Below are 18,330 nucleotides of genomic sequence, written 5' to 3' on the forward strand. Positions count from 1 at the left end.
GAACTGAGCCCGCGAACATGGGCAGCATGGTGTTGTAGCGGCGTTGTAGGGGATATCAGCCACTCCCCTAATGTCGCACGCGGTGTGAGCGTCTTTACCCGGACTGTGGCGTGTTTCTCGCTTGGTCGATAAAACCAAGCTGGGCAATTACTTATACGTCGCGTTGCGCGTATTGCTCACTTAAGGGAACGCAGTGAGTGTGATGCGTGTCACACTCACTGGACGGCCGTTAGTAGTTTTTACTCAGTGGGTTCCACTAGGGGCCGCGTCGGCGGCGCCGCCTCGATCCGACACCCATTGCGTGGCGTAACGGATCAGCTCGCTGGTGGAGCGCAGATTCAATTTCTCGCGCATGTGACGACGATGCGCGTCGACCGTCTTCATGGACAGGTCGAGCCGTTGCGAAATTTCACGGGTACTGATGCCTTCACCGATCAGGCGAAACACTTCCAGCTCACGATCGGTGAGCGCCGAGACCGGATCTTCATCGGCCGCGGGTGAGCGACCTCGCGCGACCTGGCTGAGCAATCGCTCGCCCATGGCAGAACTGACATGCCGCTGGCCACGGGCGACCTTGCGCAAAGCGCCGAGGAAATCCGTGCCTGCGACGTTCTTCATTACATAACCACTGACGCCGAGGCGGAGCAGGCGCTCGGCGTAGAGCGCTTCGTCCTGCATCGACAGCACCAGCACACGGACATTGGGATGATCACTGCGAATCCAGCGCACCAGTTCGATGCCGTCGTCCGGGCCCAGCGCCAGATCGACTACGGCGACGTCGGGTTCTTCGCCGGCTATGGCGGTTTGCGCGGCCTGCACCGACGCAGCCTCTCCTTGCAGGACGAATTCGCTCTGCCCAGCGAGCAATTGCTTCAAACCTTCGCGGACAAATGGATGGTCATCAACGATCAGGATCCTTGTTGGATCGGCCATGGTCATTCCTCAAAAGGGCGGCCGTCGTGGCGCCCCTCGTTACCAGCTCTACCTTTAATCTTCAGTGGGCACAAGGAAGGAGCAATCCCCATTTTCCACAGTGCCCTCAGGGTGATACGTTCGCTCCCGGCGCGCCCGTGTACAAATTGGGCACCACCGATATGAAAAAGGACTCAACAGAACCGCTGCATTTCGTCCTGCTGGAGGACGATCCCAACGATGCCGAGCTGATTCAATTGCAGCTAGCGAGGAACGATCTCGACATTACGTGGCGTCACGTGATGTCGGAAAGCGATTTTCGCGCAGCGCTCGCCGGCACGCCACCCGATCTGGTGCTGGCCGACTACACGCTGCCTGGCTTCGACGGTCTCGCCGCCCTGCGCATCGTGCTGGAGCGATCGGCCGACATCCCATTTATTTTCGTGTCCGGTTCGCTCGGCGAAGAGCGCGCGATCGAAGCACTCAAGAGTGGCGCCACTGACTACGTGTTGAAGGATCGACTACAGCGCCTGCCGATGGTGGTGAATCGCGCGCTGTCCGAAACACGCGTGCGTCGCGAGCGGCGCTTGGCGCAGACCGCGCTCGAAGAACAACGCGTCCTGCTCAGCACGCTCATCGACAGCCTGCCCGAGATCATTTATGCGGTGGACACCGAGAACCGCGTAACCGTCGTCAATCGCGCACTGCTCGAAACGTTGAACAAGAAACGTGAAGAGGTCATCGGCCGGCTCCTATCCGAGTTGTGGACCGAGGAAAATGTCGTCGACATGGAAGGACAAGCCGCAACGACCATGCGCACCGGCCGGCCGCTCACCGATCAGGAGCGCGCGTGGATCGGGCTCGATGGCTCGGTCCGCTGGTTCACGATCACGCACGTCCCGTTGCGGGATCATGGCACCGTGTCCGGCCTCGTCTGCACTGTGCAGGAAGTGACTCAACGCAAAGAGCTCGAGCAGGAGATCCTGGAAATCTCCAATCGCGAGCAGCGCCGCCTCGGCAGCGATCTGCACGACGGCCTCGGCCAGGAGCTCACCGGCCTGTCGCTGTTGATGAAGGGTCTCGAGATGCAGATGGCGCGCGAGTCGCCGCAGTACTCGGCGCAAGTCACGAAGATCACCGACTTGCTGGCGCGAGCGATTCAAAGCACTCGCTCATTGGCGCGCGGCCTGGCGCCGGTCAATCTCGAACGTGGCGGCCTGCCCGAAGCGCTCAAGCATCTCGTGGCTCGCTGCACGGACATGTACAGCATGGAAACCACCTTTACGATGGGCGGTCAGAAGCTGCCCGATCTCGAAGAGGGCGCCGCGACTCATCTGTATCGAATCGCGCAAGAAGCATCGACGAATGCGGCCCGCTACGCGCGCGCCACGTCGATCAACATCGATCTGCGCTCGACCGGTCGCAAGCTGCAGCTCTCCATTTCCGACAACGGCATCGGCCTGAGCGCGGGCCTCGCGCAAGGCCGGCCCGGCATGGGCTTGAAGATCATGGAATACCGCGCGCGCATGCTCGGCGGCTCGATCAGTTTCGACGAGCCCGGCGCGGGCACGAGGATTACGCTGACGGCGCCTCTGCACTTGCTCCGACAGAGCAAGGACAAGAAGCGCCTCGCAGCGAGCGGTTGACCTATTTGCGAACCACCGGGACGAGCGTGTGATCCGCGCCGTTCCACACATCGATGAACGATTCGATCTCCGACGCCGGCATCGATGGTGCAATGAAATCGCCCTGAAGCGCATCGCAGCCACACTGCTCCAGGAACTCGAACGACGGCGAGTTCTCGATACCTTCGGCGCATGCCGTGAGCGACAGGTTATGCGCCAGCTCGACGATGGCGCGGACGACCGTCGCAGCGGCCTTGCTCTGCGCGATCTCGGAGATCAACAGACCGTCGATCTTCACTTCGCTGAACGGCATCTTGTAGAGCAGCGTCAGCGACGACGTGCCGATGCCGAAATCGTCGAGCGACAGACCGACACCCTTCACACGCAAGCGCGTGAAGATGTCCATCACCAGTTCCGGATCGTCGACCGAGGCCGCTTCCGTCACTTCCAACGTGAGCTGTTCGGGGCGCACCTCGAACTCGCGCAACACGCGCGACAACCGCTCTGGGAACTCCAGATCCTGCACCAGCCTCGGGGACAAGTTCACCGCCGCGCCAAGATCCAGCCCGCGCGTGCCCCAGTGACCGATCTGACGAATCGCATCGGTGAGCACGAAGTCGGTGAGATCGACGATCAGACCGGACTGCTCCGCCAGCGGCAGGAACTCGCCCGGATATAACAATCCCAGGCGCGGATGACGCCAACGCACCAGCGCCTCGGCGCTGCGCACGTGCCAATCGTTCGCCGAACGCACGACCTTCGGCTGGTAGTGCACGATGAGCTCGTGCTCGTCGATCGCCGTCCGCAGCTCTTCGACCGAAATGCGCGAGCTGGGCTCGAGATGTTTGGCAAGCAACGTTTCGATGTCTTCGAGCATCGCCGGCTTCTGCAGCGTGCCGAGCATCTTCAATCCCAGCGATTCGCCGAGCTGCCGCGCGCTCGCAAGTACTCGCTGGTCCATGCCGCTCGCCAGCAGGATTCCGGATGTCACATTCTGGCGCGCCAGGTAGCGCAGCGCCTCGATGCCATCCATGCCCGGCATTTGCAGATCGAGCAGGATCAAAGCCGGCTGCCGCTGAGACAATTGCTCGCGGAAGCTGGCTGCGCTGTCGGCCGTGATGACGGTGCAGCCGACGCCTTTGCCGATCTGCTCGATCAGCTCCAGGAAGTCCGCTTCGTCATCGACCGCCAGTAACAAATTCCTCTCACGCCGGAACACGCTTGTTCTCCTCTTTACCATCCAGCAGCGCGCGAACCCGTCGCGCCAGCTCTTCTAATTGATACGGCTTGGGCAGCAGCTCGACCGAGCCGTCGAGCAGACTCCGATGCATCAGGCTGCTGTCGCTGAAGCCGGAGGTGAGCAGCACCTTCAACTCGGCGCGCCGCTCGGTGAGTTTCTCCACCAGCTGCGGGCCGAGCAGGCCGCCGGGCAACATGATGTCCGTGAACACCAGCGCGATATCCGGATGTCGCATGAATCGCTCCAGAGCCTGATGCCCGTTGGCAGCCTCGTGCACTCGATAGCCGAGACTGGTAAGAATTTCAACCGTAGTCCCCCGCACTTCGGCATTGTCCTCCACTACGAGGATTGTTTCATGGCCGCGCGGCAGATCGGCTTGTTCGGTGCCCTCGGGCCGGGTCTCATCGGCGCCCGCCTGCGACCGTGGAAAATACAACCGCACGGTCGTGCCCTGTTGCGGAACGCTGATGATGTGCACATGGCCGCCGGACTGCTTCACGAAGCCATAGACCATCGACAGACCGAGGCCGCTGCCCTTCCCCACTTCCTTGGTCGTGAAGAACGGCTCGAAGACCCGTTTCAACGTTTCGGCGGACATGCCGGCTCCCGTGTCGGCGACTTCGACCAGCGCGTACTCTCCGGGCGTCAGACCATCTTCACGGGCTTGTCGGTCCGCGCCGATAATCACATTTCGAGTCGCAATGGTGATTGCGCCGCCGCTCGGCATCGCATCGCGCGCATTGATCACCAGATTGAGCACCGCATTCTCCAGCTGTCCCGGATCGGCTCGCGTAAACCACGTATCCGTGCCCAGCTGACTGTGAATCTCGATATCGCCTGTCAAAGAGCGACGCAGCAATTCGTACATCCCGCCAATCAGCGCATTCAGATCGACGATCTTCGGCTCGAGCACCTGCTGGCGGGCGAAGGCCAGCAATCGCTTGATCAACTCGCCGCCACGCATTGCGGCGTTCAGCGCAGTCTCTGCCTGTCGTAACAAACGCGGCGTCTGGTGCAACGAGCGCGTCAGCAACTGCATGTTGCCGACGATGACCGAGAGCAAATTGTTGAAGTCATGCGCGATGCCGCCGGTGAGACGCCCCACCGCTTCCATCTTCTGACTCTGCCGCAGCTCGGCTTCGAGCAAACGTTTCTCGGTGATGTCACGAGCGGCGACGAAACAACCTAGCAACTCGCCGTCGTCGAAGTGAGGAATGAACGCGGCCTCCAGATCGACCTGCTTGCCGTTCGCATCTCGATAACGCCCCTGGCCTTCGAGCGTCTTGCCTTGCAGAGCTTCGCGCACGTAGGGACCGATCGCGCCATAACGCCGATCGCCGATGACGTCTTTGATGACGCGTCCCCGAGAGTCGGCCAGTGGGGTCGCGAAGAATTGTTGAAAGATTCGATTGGCGTAGAGAATGCGCTCGTCGCGATCCGCGTATGCAACGAACAGCGGCAGCGAGTCCAACACGGTGCCGTAGAAGTCCTGGCTGCGACTCAGCGCCTTTTCCGCATCGATCTGTGCACTGATGTCACTGAGCGAGCCCGCGAGTCGCGTCGGCCGGCCGGAGGCATCACGCTCGGCTTCGCCTCGCAAACGACACCAGACAATGTTTCCTTTACGAGTGACGACTCGGCAGCGTGTGTCGAGCCGGCTTTGATTCTCCAGATGCGCGCGGATCTTGCTCAAGACGGCGACACGGTCTTCCGCGTGCAGCACGTTCTGGAATGCCTGGAACGTATTGGCGAAGTTCACATCGGCACAACCGATGATGTCGCGGAAGCGGCTTGCGTACCAGACGTGGCCCGTCAGCAGATCCCATTCATACAAGCCGTCCAACGTGCCACGGATCGCGCGCTCCCAGCGCTGTTCGACTTCATGCGCCGTGCGCTGATCTTGTTTGCTACGCGAGATGTCCTGCAGGACACCGATGACTCGCAGCGCCTTGCCCGCCGCATCTCGGCGCACGACCTTGGCGTGCGCGAGGAACCATTTTTGCGTGCCGTCGTGGGTGGTCAGTCGATATTCGGATTGGAAGTACGGCGCGCCGCCATGGAAGTGACGCTCGAACTTTTCGAGCACGCTGTGATCGTCGGCCGGCAGCATCAAGCGATCGCTCAGTTCCTCGCGTTTCAACAACTCGCTCGGATCGAGGCCGAGGGAAATGCGCCACTGATCGTTGTAGGAAACCTGGTCCTGCTCGACGTTCCAGTCCCACATCGACAGCTCGCTCGCTTCCATCGCCAATTCGAGCCGCGCTTCGGTGGCACGCAGCGATTCGCGGGCGCGCTTGTAGTCGGTGATGTCTTCGAGAGTGATGACGACTTGTTTGGAATCTGCGGCGCGGGTGCTCACGCGAGTCCACAACATCCGATCGCCTTGAGACCGGATCAGCCATTCGGCGGTGAAGTCCTCGCCGGCGACGATCGCGTCACGCAGATGCTGATAAATGGATGTGTCGCTGGATCGATCGGCAAGCAATTGCAGGCCGCCGTGCAGGATCTCGTCGCGCCCGTACCCGGTCAGCCGGCAGAACGCGGCGTTGACCTGGCTCAGTCCGACCTGCCCGCCATTCCGGGTCGCAATAGCGATCCCGTGAACGACGGCATCGAGCGCGACGGACGCGTCGATGACTGAGGTGCGGTCGGCGACAGACATGAAGTGAAGGTTTCGGTCCGCTTGCGAGTTTGGATGAGTGACATAAGCGGCCTGGCTCCAGCCGCAAGTGCGCGATTCTGAAGAAATCCGCGCCGGGAAAGTGTGTTGTGGCGCGCGTCGGCGCTCGGTTAGGGGTTTCCCCTAACGCTGAAGGGCGGCGCGCGCTCGGCGCAGTGGCCCCCAGATTAGGAGGCCCAGTGGCTCGCGAAGGCCAGGGCGGGGTAGGTCCTCCGGGCACCGTGCTCCCCGTCACTCGCGCTATCGCGCGGATTCCTTGGGTCCCGTCCCTGGGCGCACTGCTCCGGCGAGATCCCTCTCGTCCGAAGCTGCCCGGAGGACCTACCCCGCCCTGTCCTCCGCCGACGCGGCGGACTCACTCTGCCCGGAAGAGGGGATCGGAATGTTCCGCCGAGGCCGCGGACTTAGCTTTTCGTGAAGCCTCGGCGAGCGAGAGCGAGACGAGTCGCGCTAGCGAGCGAGCCACCCGCCGTCGACTGGAAGAATCGTCCCGTGCACGTAATCGGACGCGGCCGACGAAAGAAACACAGCCGCGCCGCCCAAATCCGACGGCTTGCCCCACCGGCCGGCAGGGATGCGATTGAGGATGTCCTTGTTCCGTTGCTCGTCGGCCCGAAGCGCCGTCGTGTTGTTCGTTTCGAAGTAACCGGGCGCAATCGCATTCACATTGATGCCATACCCCGCCCACTCATTCGCCAACAGTTTCGTCACGCCAGCAATACCGCTCTTGCTCGCCGTGTACGACGCGGTACGAATGCCGCCTTGGAAGGACAACATCGAAGCGATGTTGATGATCTTCCCTCCCCGCCCCGCATTCACCATCGACTGCGCCACCGCCTGGGCGAGAAAGAACGGCGTCTTCAAATTCACATTGAGCGCCGCGTCCCAATCCTGCTCCGTGAACACCAGCGCGTCGTTGCGACGGATGATGCCCGCGTTGTTGATCAGGATGTCGACGCGACCGGCCGCGTCGATGGCGCGAGCCACGACCTGGTGGGCTTCATGGCTGCGCTCCAGATCGGCGTACAGCGAATGAAACTTGCGGCCGGCGGCGACCACGCCCCTTTCGGTATCGACCGTGCTGGAACGGGCGATGCCGACGATGTCGGCGCCGGCTTGAGCCAGCGCGACGGCGATGCCCTGTCCCAGGCCGGTGTTGGCGCCGGTGACCAGCGCCACTTTGCCAGCGAGCGAAAACGAAACGGGTTGGCTCATGTTATTGCAGCTGGCAGATGTCGAGGACGTTCATGTCGGTGTAGTCCAGGTTCTCGCCGCCCATGGCCCAGATGAAGCTGTAGTTGCGAGTGCCCGCGCCCATGTGAATGGACCACGGCGGCGACATCACAGCCTCTTCGTTGCCGATCACGAGACTGCGCATCTCGTCCGGCTCGCCCATGAAGTGCATGACGCGCTGCTGGTCGCCTTCCAGATCGAAATAGAAATAAATCTCCGAGCGGCGATCGTGCAGATGCGGCGGCATGGTGTTCCACACGCTGCCGGTCTTCAGCAGTGTCATGCCCAGCAGCAGCTGCGAGGACTTGCACGTGGCCGGCACGATGTACTGATAGATCGTGCGCTCGTTCGATGTTTCCAACGCGCCGCGCTCCAGCGGCACCGCCTTGTCGATCGAGATGTGCACGGCTTCGAAGCGCGCGTGCGCCGGTGTCGAAGCCAGATAGAACTTGGCAGTCTCGCCGGCCTTGGCCGCTTCGAACACCACGTCCTTCGTACCCATCGGCACATACAAACCGTCCTTGGGCGCGAGGTTATAAACGGTGCCGTCGAGCGTCACCTTGCCGGCAGTCTTGCCGATGTTGACGACGCCCAGCTCGCGACGCTCCAGAAACGGCTTGCCTTTCGCCGACGCCGGCTCGGTCTGCTCGGGCAGCTTCAACGCCTGGCCGGCAGCCATGGCGCCGCCGATGACGAAGCGCTCGTAGTGCGTGTAGTTCAGCGTGATCTGATTCTCTTTGAACAGATCCTGCACCAGGTAGCGCTCGCGCAGCTGCTCGGTGGTGGCCCCGGCCATCATGTCCGGGTGCGTGGCGTGATACGTTTTCTTGAACACAGTGATTCCCCTGCGATAGAGCGGCGCCGTCAGAGCTTGTAAGCCTGCTTCGGCAGCCGATAGGCGAGATCGCGAGCGACTTGCGCCGCCGCGTCCTCATCGATGCGATGTTCCGCGACCAGGCGCGACAGATAGACACAATCGATACGACGCGCCAGATCGTGGCGGGCCGGAATCGACAGGAACGCGCGCGTGTCGTCATTGAAACCGACGGTGTTGTAGAAACCCGCGGTCTCGGTGGTGTACTCACGGAAGCGCAACATGCCTTCCGGACTATCGTGGAACCACCACGACGGACCCAGCTTGAGCGCCGGATAATGACCGGCGAGCGGCGCGAGCTCGCGGCTGTACACAGTCTCATCCAGCGTGAACAGGATGATGCTCAGCGTCTTGCTGTTGCCGAAGCGATCCAGCAACGGACGCAGCGCCTGGACATACTCGGTCTTCTCCGGAATGTCCGCGCCCTTGTCGCGGCCGAAGGTTTCGAACAACCAGCGGTTGTGATTGCGGAACGCGCCCGGGTGGATCTGCATCACCAGGCCGTCTTCCTCGCTCATCTTCGCCATCTCGACCAGCATGGCCGCGCGGAACAGCTCGGCATCGGTCGGCGTGAACTTGCCCGACGTGACTTTCTCGAACAGACGCTGCGCCTCGACCGGGCTCAGGTCCGCAGTGGCGGCGGTCGGATGACCATGGTCGGTCGAAGTCGCGCCGGCCTTCGCGAAATCGGCGCGACGCTTGCGATGCGCGCTGAGATAACCCTTCCACGAGTAAACATCTTCGCCCGTGATCTCGGCGAAGCGCTGCAAGGCATCCTTGAACTGCTCGTGCTCGGGATCGATCACGGCATCCGGGCGATAGGCCGTGATGACGCGACCTTTCCAGCCGCTGCTCTGGATCTTGTGATGATGATCGAGGGTATCGACCGGCGACTCGGTGGTGGCGAGCACTTCGATGTTGAAACGTTCGAACAACGCACGCGGACGGAAGGCATCCGTCGCGAGCTTCTCGCCGATGACATCGAAATAATGATCGGCAGTCGACGGCTCGAGCCGCACCTTGAGATCGAACACTTTGGCGAACACATAGTTCAGCCACAGCCACGACGGCGTGCCGTTGAACAAATAGAAGTTCGCCGCGAACTTGCGCCAGGCTTCGCGCGGGTTGGCGTTCGACGGCCCGCGTCGCGAGGGAACGCCCAGCTCGTTCAGGTCGACGCCCTGGCTGTACAACATGCGAAACAAATAATGATCCGGCGCGAGCAACAGCTCGGTGGCGTTGCCGAACGGCGCATTGCCGGCGAACCACTGCGGATCGGTGTGGCCGTGCGGGCTCAGGATCGGCAGATCGCGAACTTCCGCGTACAGACGGCGCGCAATCTGGCGGACGGCCGGGTCAGCGGGGAACAGTCGGTCTTCGTGCAGGTGTAACGGTGTGCTCATTGATCAATGCCGGGTCGCTTTTGAGGGAGCGTCAGCGTAGCAAATGGTAACCGGTGTCATGTTCCGCCGCCAGCAATCTATTCCTCAGGAAACCTGAACCGTGCGCAAAATTCGCGCGCTGGCCCGCTAACTCGTGGGGCGTCCGGACGACTCGCGCACCACCAAGTGCGGGAAAACCGTGGTAGCCGCGATCGACGGCCCTTCGGTGCGCGAAATCTTGGAGATCAGTTTCTCCGCCGCCAGCCGCCCCATGTCGCGGATCGGTTGTCTCATGGTGGTCAATGAGGGACAAAGCCGCGAAGCCAGCGGACTGTCGTCGAAGCCAATGATGGTGAGGTCGTGCGGAATGCGCAGGCCTCGCAGGTACGCCGTGCGATAGACACCGGCCGCCGTCTCGTCGTTACCGGCGAAGATCGCGGTGGGCCGCGGCGAGCGCGATAACAGCATTTCGGCGCAAGCTGCGCCGGATTCGAAGGTGTACGCGCCTTCTGCGATGTAATCGGGCGACAGCGTCAGGCCCCGATCGGCGAGCGCATTCGAGAATCCCTCGAGACGCTCTTGCGAAGAACGATACGTCGTCGGGCCGATGATCATGGCGATGCGCGTATGTCCCAGCTTCGCCAGATGCTCGGCCACCTCGGCGGCGGACTGGCGATCCATGGACTGCACCAGGTTCTGCGGCTCATCGAGCGCGGCCGAGAGAATGCGAATGTAGGGGCAGCCGATCTCGCGCAGCATGTCGGCCAACGTATTGTTCTCTGACACCGGCGGCAGGATCAGCATGCCGTCGAGCTTTTGACGGCCGACCAGCTGACGAATATCGCTCAGGAATTCCGGGCTGTTGCGATCGCAGGGATGGACCACCAGCTCATAGCCCACGCGCCGGAGCGCGCCGAGCGCGCCTTCCTGCACATTGATCACGTACGGCGCGTTCGGGTTGTCGTAAACCAAGCCGATCAGGTACGAGCGGCGAAATGCCAGGCCGCGAGCCTGGGGATCCGGCGTGAAGCCCGTGCTCCGAATGATCTCGGCAATGCGCGTTCGCGTTTCTTCACGCACGAACGGCGATTCGTTGATGACCCGCGAGACCGTCTTCTTCGAGACATTCGCCAGCCGGGCGATGTCGTTGATGGTGTGCTTCTTATCGGGATTCCGACGCAACATGGCCGGCGCCGGTTCGGGAACCGCTGCGGGCCGCGTTTCGACGACCGCGCGCGCGGCGGCGGCCGGAGGAGTCGGCTGACGAGTCGCTTTTTTGGCCGATTTTTTCGCCATCGACGAGATAACCTGCTTTAAGGTCGGGCCGCGTCAGAATACCCTGCGTGTAGGCTCGAGCGCAGTAACGGTACCAGAACCGGGCGCCAGCTGACACCGGTTTCCCGATCCGACCCATCAGTGCCATCATGCAGACCATGAACGCGCCCGCTGCTGCCAATTCCGTATCTCCCGCGGTCTATCGAGTCTCGACCGAAGACGACGTTGCCGTGGCCCTGCGAGACCTCGCCGCGCAGGAAACCATTGCGGTCGGCGACCGCTCGGTGCTGGTCACCGTTGCGATCCCGCGTGGACATAAGCTGGCCATCCGCCCTGTGTCCGCGGGACAAGTGGTGCGCAAGTACGGCTGGCCGATCGGTCGGGCAACGGCCGACATCGCGGTCGGGTCGCACGTCCACTCGCATAATCTGGAAACGCTGTTGAGCGGGGCCGATGAATACGAATACGGCGGCTCGAGCGCACCAGCGGCCAGCAAAGCCATAAGCAAAGGCGGTTCCTTCCTGGGCTACCGTCGCGCCAATGGCAAGGTCGGCACGCGTAACGAGATCTGGATTCTGTGCACCGTCGGCTGTGTCGGCCGCACCGCCGAACGCATCGCGCGTCTTGCCGCCCAGAAATACGCAGGTCGCGTCGATAACGTCGTCGCCTTCCCGCATCAGTTCGGTTGCTCGCAACTCGGTGGCGATCTGGATCGCACGCGCCGGTTGATCGCCGGCCTAGCGCGTCATCCGAATGCGGGTGGCGTGTTGATCCTCGGACTGGGGTGCGAATCGAATCAGCTGTCCAAGCTGCTCAGCGAAATCCCCGAGGCAGAGCGCGCGCGCATTCGATACTTCGCCGCGCAAGCGACGGAGGACGAAACCGAAGCGGGATTGCAGGCTGTTGAAGAGCTCGTGCAACTCGCCGAAAAGGATCGGCGCGTAGCGTGCGGCCTGGACGATCTGGTCGTCGGTTTGAAATGCGGCGGCTCCGATGGATTCAGCGGCATCACGGCGAATCCTCTGGTCGGTCGCATCGCCGATCGAGTGACGGAAGCAGGCGGTACAGCCGTGCTCACCGAGATTCCAGAAATCTTCGGCGCCGAGCAGCTGTTGATGGAGCGCGCCGCAAGCCGCGAAGTGTTCGATGGCATCGTGACCATCGTGAATGATTTCAAGGAATACTTCCTGCGCAACAACCAGCCGGTGCACGAGAATCCATCGCCGGGCAACAAGGCGGGCGGGATCACGACGCTGGAAGAGAAATCTCTCGGCGCCGTGCAGAAAGGCGGCCACGCGACGGTCACGCAGGTGCTGCGCTATGGTGAGCGCACGACCAAGCCCGGACTGACGCTGCTCGAAGCGCCCGGCAACGATGGCGTTTCATCGACGGCGCTGGTCGCAGCGGGCGCGACGATTCTGTTGTTCACCACTGGCCGCGGCACGCCGCTGGGTTTCCCGGTGCCTACGCTGAAGATCAGCTCGAATTCCGTGCTCGCCCAACACAAAGCGCATTGGATCGATTTCGATGCCGGCAAGGCGCTGACGGCCGTCGACCCCGAAACGGTGACCGATGAATTCCTGCAGCTGATCGTCGCCACCGCGTCGGGCCAACCCGCACGCAACGAGCTGAACGAGCAGCGTGAAATTGCAATCTGGAAAGATGGTGTGACTCTGTGACTTTATCGCTCGCCTCCGTCGCGGTACTGGGCAGCCGCAATCTGAAAATTCCTGCGTACGATCGCAAAGCCGTCAGCATCGGCGTCGTGCACTTCGGGCCGGGCGCGTTTCATCGCGTCCACCAGGCTTGTTATCTCGACGATGTATTGCATACCGATCCGCGCTGGGGCATTTGCGAGGTTTCTCTGCACAGCACCGGCGTGCGCGACGCGCTCGTGCCGCAGGATGGCCTGTACACCATCGCGATTCTCGACGCGGAATCCTCGTTCCGAGTCATCGGCTCGGTGAAAGAAGTGCTGGTGGCGCCCGAGTCGCCAAGCGCGGTGCTCGATCGCATGGTCGCTCCGACCACTTATATCGTCAGCGCGACCATCACCGAGAAGGGTTACTGCCTGAACAAGGAAGGCGGGCTCGACTTCTCGCATCCCGACATCGCTTACGATTTGAAACATCCCGAAACGCCGAAGACGTTTGTCGGTTTTCTGGCCCGCGCCTTGCGCTTGCGCCATGACAAAGGCCATGAGCCCTTCAACGTCATCAGCTGCGACAACCTCGCGGACAACGGCCATCGGCTGCGCCGCGCCGTGCTGGAGTTCGTTCGCTCGAGCGATCCCACTCTCGCGGCATGGATCGAGAAGGAAGTGACGTTCCCCTGCACGATGGTGGACAGCATCACCCCAGCGACCGACGACGCACTTCGCACGCGCGTGAAAGATGCATTGGGCGTCGAAGATCTCTGGCCGGTACAGCGTGAGTTCTTCTGCCAGTGGGTGATCGAAAACAAACTGCGCGGACCGCAGCCCGACTGGGCGTCGGTTGGAGTCACGGTAACTGATGACGTTGCAGGCTTCGAACGCGCCAAGCTGCGCTTGTTGAATGGTGCGCACTCGACGCTGGCCTACACGGGCAGCCTCGCTGGCTACGAAACCGTTTCTGCCGCGATGGGCGACACCGCGCTCGCGACGTTCGTTCGTCGCATGATGCTCGAGAACATCCGCTCGGGGCTGGCCGCTCCGCAGGGATTGGATCTGGATCAATACATCGAAGCGGTGCTGCGTCGCTTCCGCAATCCGACGATCCGTCATTTGCTGGCGCAGATCGCGTGGGACGGCTCGCAGAAGCTGCCGTTCCGAATTCTGCCGACCATCACGGAGAACCTGGCCGCCGGTCGCTCGATTGCGCGCCTGTGCGTGCCGCTGGCCGCTTGGTTTCATTTCATCCGTCGCATGACACGCGACGAGCGTCAGATCATGGATCCGCTGGCGGCGCAGCTGAGCGAGCTTGCCAAGCGATGCACCGGCGACGCTGCGGCAGATGTGTCCGTCTTCCTCAGTCTGGAGAAGGTGTTCAACAGCGACCTGGCGCGGAATGGAACATTCCGTGCGGCGCTCGAGAATGCGTATGCCCGACTGGCTGCGGTGGAGAGCCCCGCCCAACTCGGCGAGGCTCTAAGCGGCATCGATGCTTGAGGATTAACGGGGCGCGCCGGACAAATACGGACCGGCGCGAACCGCGCGGCATTCGACTTCGCCACAACCTTCGAACACCAGCCGCGAGTGCTGGCCGCTACGAATGTCGTGCACGCCGGTGATGGCGCCGGTAGAAATGTAGTCGCCAGCACGCAGCGGACGGCCACGCTCGGCGCATTTGCTCAGCGCGAACGCCAAAGCTCCCAGTGCGCCCGGACGGATGAATGCGGTGCCACGACCGACGAACCCATCATCGATGAACGTCAGCGCGACGATTTCTTCGATGGAGCGCCATTCGCCAATGCTCGCGCCCACGATGACGCCCCAGTTGTTGCCAAAATCGGAGATCACGGCGCCCGGCCCGAGCTCGTTCAGTGTTGCGAGCGGACTGACTGCGGTTTCGACGCCTAAGTGAAAGCTGCGGACCATCTCCGCGGCTTCATCGATGCTCCAGACCTTCTTATCGGCCGGCGCATCTTCATTCACACGCAGCACGATCTCCGCTTCCACCGCGCCGAAGCCGCCTTCGATCACCGGAAAATCCACGACCTGACCGATCCGAGCGGTGTGCAGATTTCGCGAGAACACCGGACCGACCAGGCGATCTTCGGGGAATTGTTGAGCGAACGCCGCGCCGATGCGTGCGACCTTCCAACCGACAACCTGGTCGGGGAAACGCTCGATCGCCAGCTCCTGGCAACGATAGGCATCGGCCAGGGTCGTGGGCACGATGCCCGGATATTGCGGCAACGATTGTCCGGCCAGACGCGCGCGGACAAACTGCTCGGCAATCATTTCGGCGCCGTCGCCCGGCAGCCCATGCAACACCGCGCTACTCATGTCGCCGTATTCCTCTTTCCAACATTAAATTTCACGATCGCGGCGGCCGTAGGGACCCCGCGACAGGCGAAAAACTGTATATAGGAAACCGGTGTCATTTACAATCCACCGCACTCATACCAAGTCAGTCTCAGGGGGTCTCGATGCTCGTCAAGCCGTTGTCGCTGCGATCTAAATTAGCCTCGCTGCTCTTATTGTTAACAGCGGTAACGTCGCTCGCCGCGGCCGACAATCTGCTGGCGTTTCCGGGTGCCCAGGGAGCCGCGGCGCAAACCCCGGGCGGCCGCGGCGGCAAGATCATCCGCGTCACCACGCTCGACGCCACCGGTCCGGGCTCACTGCTCGAAGCGCTGGAAACCAAGGGTCCACGCATCGTCGTGTTCGAAGTCGGCGGCGTGATCGACATGCAGAAGCATGAGATCAAGATCAAAGAGCCATTCCTCACGGTCGCAGGACAGACCGCGCCCTCGCCGGGCATCACGATCATTCGCACCGGCATCGACGTGCTCACTCACGACGTGATCCTCCAGCACATCCGCGTGCGCACCGGTTCGGCCGGCGCCGAGCCCCGCAAAGGTTGGGAGCCCGATTCGTTCTCGACGATCGGTGCTTACAACGTGATCGTCGACCACTGCTCCATGACTTGGGCCGTCGATGAGAATCTTTCGGCGTCGGGCCCCCGCTTCACCGGCAAGACGGTCGAGGAATGGCGCAAGGGCACGTCCCACGCCATCACGTTCAGCAACAACATCGTTGCCGAAGGACTGCGTCACTCGACCCATTCGAAGGGCGAGCATTCCAAAGGCTCGCTGATCCATGACAACGCCAGCGACATTCTGATCGTCAACAACCTGTACGCGCACAACTACGAACGCAACCCGCTGTTCAAAGGCGGCGTGCACGGCATGGTGATCAACAATCTGATCTATAACCCGGGGCCGCGCGCGGTTCACTACAACTTGATTGCCGAAGAGTGGCGCGGTCAGCCCTACCAGAACGGCCGGCTGGCGCTGATCGGCAATGTGCTGCGCGGTGGCCCGTCGACGCCGGCGCATCTGCCGCTGCTCATGCTGGGCGGCTCGGGCGATCTCGAATATTACGAAGCCGACAACATCGCGGTGGACTGGATCGGCCAGGAGCTGCCCAAGTTCGGCCGTTACACGAACTCATCGGCAAAGCTGATTCCGATGGCGAAGCCGGCGCTGCCGTTTGGCGTTCAGCCGCTCGCGGCTGCCGACGTGCAGGACGCTGTGATTCGTAATGCTGGCGCGCGCCCGTGGGACCGCGATCCGGTCGATGCACGCATCGTCGCGGACACCATCGAAGGCCGCGGCGAGATCATCGACAGCGAAGAGGATGTCGGCGGCTATCCGGCGTACAAAGAAACTCGCCAGAAGTTCGACGAGAAGAATTGGGATCTGCGGTACATGACACCGCGCGAGAAGAAATAAAGCAGTCCGCCGCCGGTCCTGAGTTCAGGGCCGGCGGCAGCTTCTTCAGTAAGTGCCGCGCTGGATGTAAGGCGCCTGCGCGAACAGTTTCCGCTCCTCACCCCGAGGATCGTCGGCCAGCTGAGACTTCAGGTCGAACACCATGGTCGCGCGCGACGGCAACCCATACGGCTTCCATTCTGGAATACCGGCGTGTGCCGGGTTGCCAGTGCGGGCAAAGGCGATGAAAGCTTCGCTCATCTGATCCGCCGTCTTCTGCGCATCCGCATCCGTGCCGGTCAGCGAGCCGGGCTGAGCGATGTTGTCGAACACCAGTGGAATATCCATCGTATGCATCGCGCCGTACCGGCCATTCTCGAGAGGCGACCGATAGTTCAGCTGATATGCATACGTCGGCGAACCTTGCGCGGCCCGTAATTCTGCTTCGATCACGGCGCCGCGCCACGATCGTCCTGCCGTCGTCGCGGCAAAGAACACTTCCGTCGCCGAATATTTCGGATACAGCTTGCGGTACTCGGCGATGACGTACTCGGGCGGGATGTCCACATGCAGTTGCGGCAGCAGGCGCTCGGGCAGCTCTTCCCACGTCAGATTTTCCACGCCCGGCTCATTGCCGAGAAACGCCCGCGTCTCGTCGAGCGTATTGCCGATGATCATGGGAATGCCTGCCGCCAGCGGCGGAGCATCCGGATAGAACGGGTGACGTGGCAGCGCGGAATGATCCAGCACCGGACCGAAATAGATATTGCGCCCGACCATCGACGGATCGTTGGCGCGAGTCGCGGCGACCAGGTCGGCGGTCGGCACATCGTTGAGTTTCGCGACCTCGGATGGCGCAATCTTCAATGTTTCCAAAATCGTCCGCGCACGCTGAGTCGCCCCGCGGGGCCCGGCAGCGGTGATTTGCTGTCCGCTCATCGTCGCGGCTCGGTGGAATGAGCCTTGCGCAGCGGGCATCGCCATCAAGGTCGCGATTTTCGCGCCGCCGCCCGACTGGCCGAATACCATGATCCGCTGCGGATCGCCGCCGATCGTTTCGGCATGATCGCGCACCCAGGCGAGCGCTTGCACCAGATCGAGAATGCCGACATTGCCCGATGCGGCGTACTTCGGCCCCGCCAGCCGGGCAAGATACAAATGACCGAACACGTTCAGGCGATGATTGACGGTGACCACCACGACATCGCCGCGCTGACACAACCGTGTGCCGTCGTACAGCGCACTCGATCCCGAGCCGTTGCTGAATTCGCCGCCGTGGAAATAGACCATCACGGGCCGCTTGCCGCCGTCTTTCAATGCCGGCGTCCACACGTTGAGAACCAGACAGTCCTCACTCATCTGCTCGCGTGAGCTGGGCTGCGGACAGGATGGGCCGTAGTTCGAGGCGTCGCGCGTCTTCTTCCAGGCGACTGGAGGCTGCGGCGGCAGGAAACGTCTGGTGCGAGTATCGGCACCGTAAGGAATGCCCTTGAAGACGTGCACGCCCTGCGCCTTGATGCCGGCAACATTGCCGTAGCGCGTTGCCAAGAGACTGCTCTTGTCCGCACGCGCATGAACGACGGACGGCAGGCTCAAACCAGACGCCAGCAACAGCGAACTGCCAAGCAGTTCCCGGCGAGAGAGGGTCGTGTCGACGGCACGGCGTGCATCGACGGATCGGCTATTCATCG

13 protein-coding genes are annotated in these 18,330 nt (G+C 62.2%); 4 read left to right on the top strand and 9 right to left on the bottom strand.

All coding sequences use genetic code 11. The features are described from left to right. Positions 1-243: 243 nt before the first annotated feature. Positions 244-933, bottom strand: a complete 690-nt coding sequence (locus GYH35_RS21360; RefSeq protein WP_161810607.1) for a response regulator — start codon at positions 931-933, stop codon at positions 244-246. 161 nt (positions 934-1,094) lie between these two features. On the opposite strand from GYH35_RS21360, the gene GYH35_RS21365 reads away from it, so the two are divergent. Next, entirely contained in the window at positions 1,095-2,558 is a 1,464-nt protein-coding gene (locus GYH35_RS21365) for a hybrid sensor histidine kinase/response regulator (RefSeq protein WP_161810606.1), read from the top strand. Between the two features lies 1 nt (position 2,559). On the opposite strand, the gene GYH35_RS21370 is transcribed toward GYH35_RS21365, so the two are convergent. From GYH35_RS21370 to GYH35_RS21395, 6 genes are all read right to left on the bottom strand, one after another. After that, positions 2,560-3,756, bottom strand: coding sequence for an EAL domain-containing response regulator (locus tag GYH35_RS21370; protein ID WP_161810605.1), 1,197 nt, complete (start codon positions 3,754-3,756; stop codon positions 2,560-2,562). Beyond that, a complete protein-coding gene (locus GYH35_RS21375; RefSeq protein WP_161829458.1) occupies positions 3,743-6,439 on the bottom strand; it encodes a hybrid sensor histidine kinase/response regulator in 2,697 nt (898 codons plus the stop codon). The genes GYH35_RS21370 and GYH35_RS21375 overlap by 14 nt, the downstream gene beginning before the upstream one ends. Before the next feature lie 468 nt (positions 6,440-6,907). Beyond that, positions 6,908-7,672 (bottom strand): 2-dehydro-3-deoxy-D-gluconate 5-dehydrogenase KduD, encoded by a 765-nt coding sequence (gene kduD, locus GYH35_RS21380; protein WP_161810603.1) that lies wholly within the window; start codon positions 7,670-7,672, stop codon positions 6,908-6,910. A gap of 1 nt (position 7,673) precedes the next feature. Then, the gene (gene kduI, locus GYH35_RS21385; RefSeq protein WP_116808831.1) at positions 7,674-8,525 is read right to left on the bottom strand and encodes a 5-dehydro-4-deoxy-D-glucuronate isomerase; all 852 of its coding nucleotides are present in this window, start codon (positions 8,523-8,525) and stop codon (positions 7,674-7,676) included. Between the two features lie 29 nt (positions 8,526-8,554). Further along, positions 8,555-9,967: a glucuronate isomerase gene (gene uxaC, locus GYH35_RS21390; RefSeq protein ID WP_161810602.1), complete on the bottom strand. Its 1,413-nt coding sequence runs from the start codon at positions 9,965-9,967 to the stop codon at positions 8,555-8,557. A 126-nt stretch (positions 9,968-10,093) separates the two neighbouring features. Further along, entirely contained in the window at positions 10,094-11,131 is a 1,038-nt protein-coding gene (locus GYH35_RS21395; RefSeq protein ID WP_161811359.1) for a LacI family DNA-binding transcriptional regulator, read from the bottom strand. A 239-nt stretch (positions 11,132-11,370) separates the two neighbouring features. On the opposite strand from GYH35_RS21395, the gene GYH35_RS21400 reads away from it, so the two are divergent. Together GYH35_RS21400 and GYH35_RS21405 are read left to right on the top strand one after the other, a co-directional pair. Then, the gene (locus GYH35_RS21400; protein WP_235936833.1) at positions 11,371-12,900 is read left to right on the top strand and encodes a UxaA family hydrolase; all 1,530 of its coding nucleotides are present in this window, start codon (positions 11,371-11,373) and stop codon (positions 12,898-12,900) included. Next, positions 12,897-14,369 carry a mannitol dehydrogenase family protein gene (locus GYH35_RS21405; protein WP_202624472.1) on the top strand — a complete coding sequence of 491 codons (1,473 nt, stop codon included), beginning with the start codon at positions 12,897-12,899 and terminating at the stop codon, positions 14,367-14,369. Before GYH35_RS21400 ends, GYH35_RS21405 begins: the two co-directional genes overlap by 4 nt. A 3-nt stretch (positions 14,370-14,372) precedes the next feature. On the opposite strand, the gene GYH35_RS21410 is transcribed toward GYH35_RS21405, so the two are convergent. Next, the gene (locus GYH35_RS21410; protein ID WP_161829459.1) at positions 14,373-15,209 is read right to left on the bottom strand and encodes a 2-keto-4-pentenoate hydratase; all 837 of its coding nucleotides are present in this window, start codon (positions 15,207-15,209) and stop codon (positions 14,373-14,375) included. 143 nt (positions 15,210-15,352) lie between these two features. Here GYH35_RS21410 and GYH35_RS21415 point away from each other — a divergent pair, with 143 nt between their 5' ends. Continuing rightward, positions 15,353-16,660 (top strand): pectate lyase family protein, encoded by a 1,308-nt coding sequence (locus GYH35_RS21415; protein ID WP_161829460.1) that lies wholly within the window; start codon positions 15,353-15,355, stop codon positions 16,658-16,660. 45 nt (positions 16,661-16,705) lie between these two features. On the opposite strand, the gene GYH35_RS21420 is transcribed toward GYH35_RS21415, so the two are convergent. Continuing rightward, on the bottom strand, positions 16,706-18,328 hold the full coding sequence (locus tag GYH35_RS21420; RefSeq protein ID WP_161829461.1) for a carboxylesterase/lipase family protein: 1,623 nt from the start codon (positions 18,326-18,328) through the stop codon (positions 16,706-16,708). Positions 18,329-18,330 lie beyond the last annotated feature (2 nt).

This window comes from Steroidobacter agaridevorans (assembly GCF_009932555.1).
Taxonomy (GTDB): domain Bacteria; phylum Pseudomonadota; class Gammaproteobacteria; order Steroidobacterales; family Steroidobacteraceae; genus Steroidobacter; species Steroidobacter agaridevorans.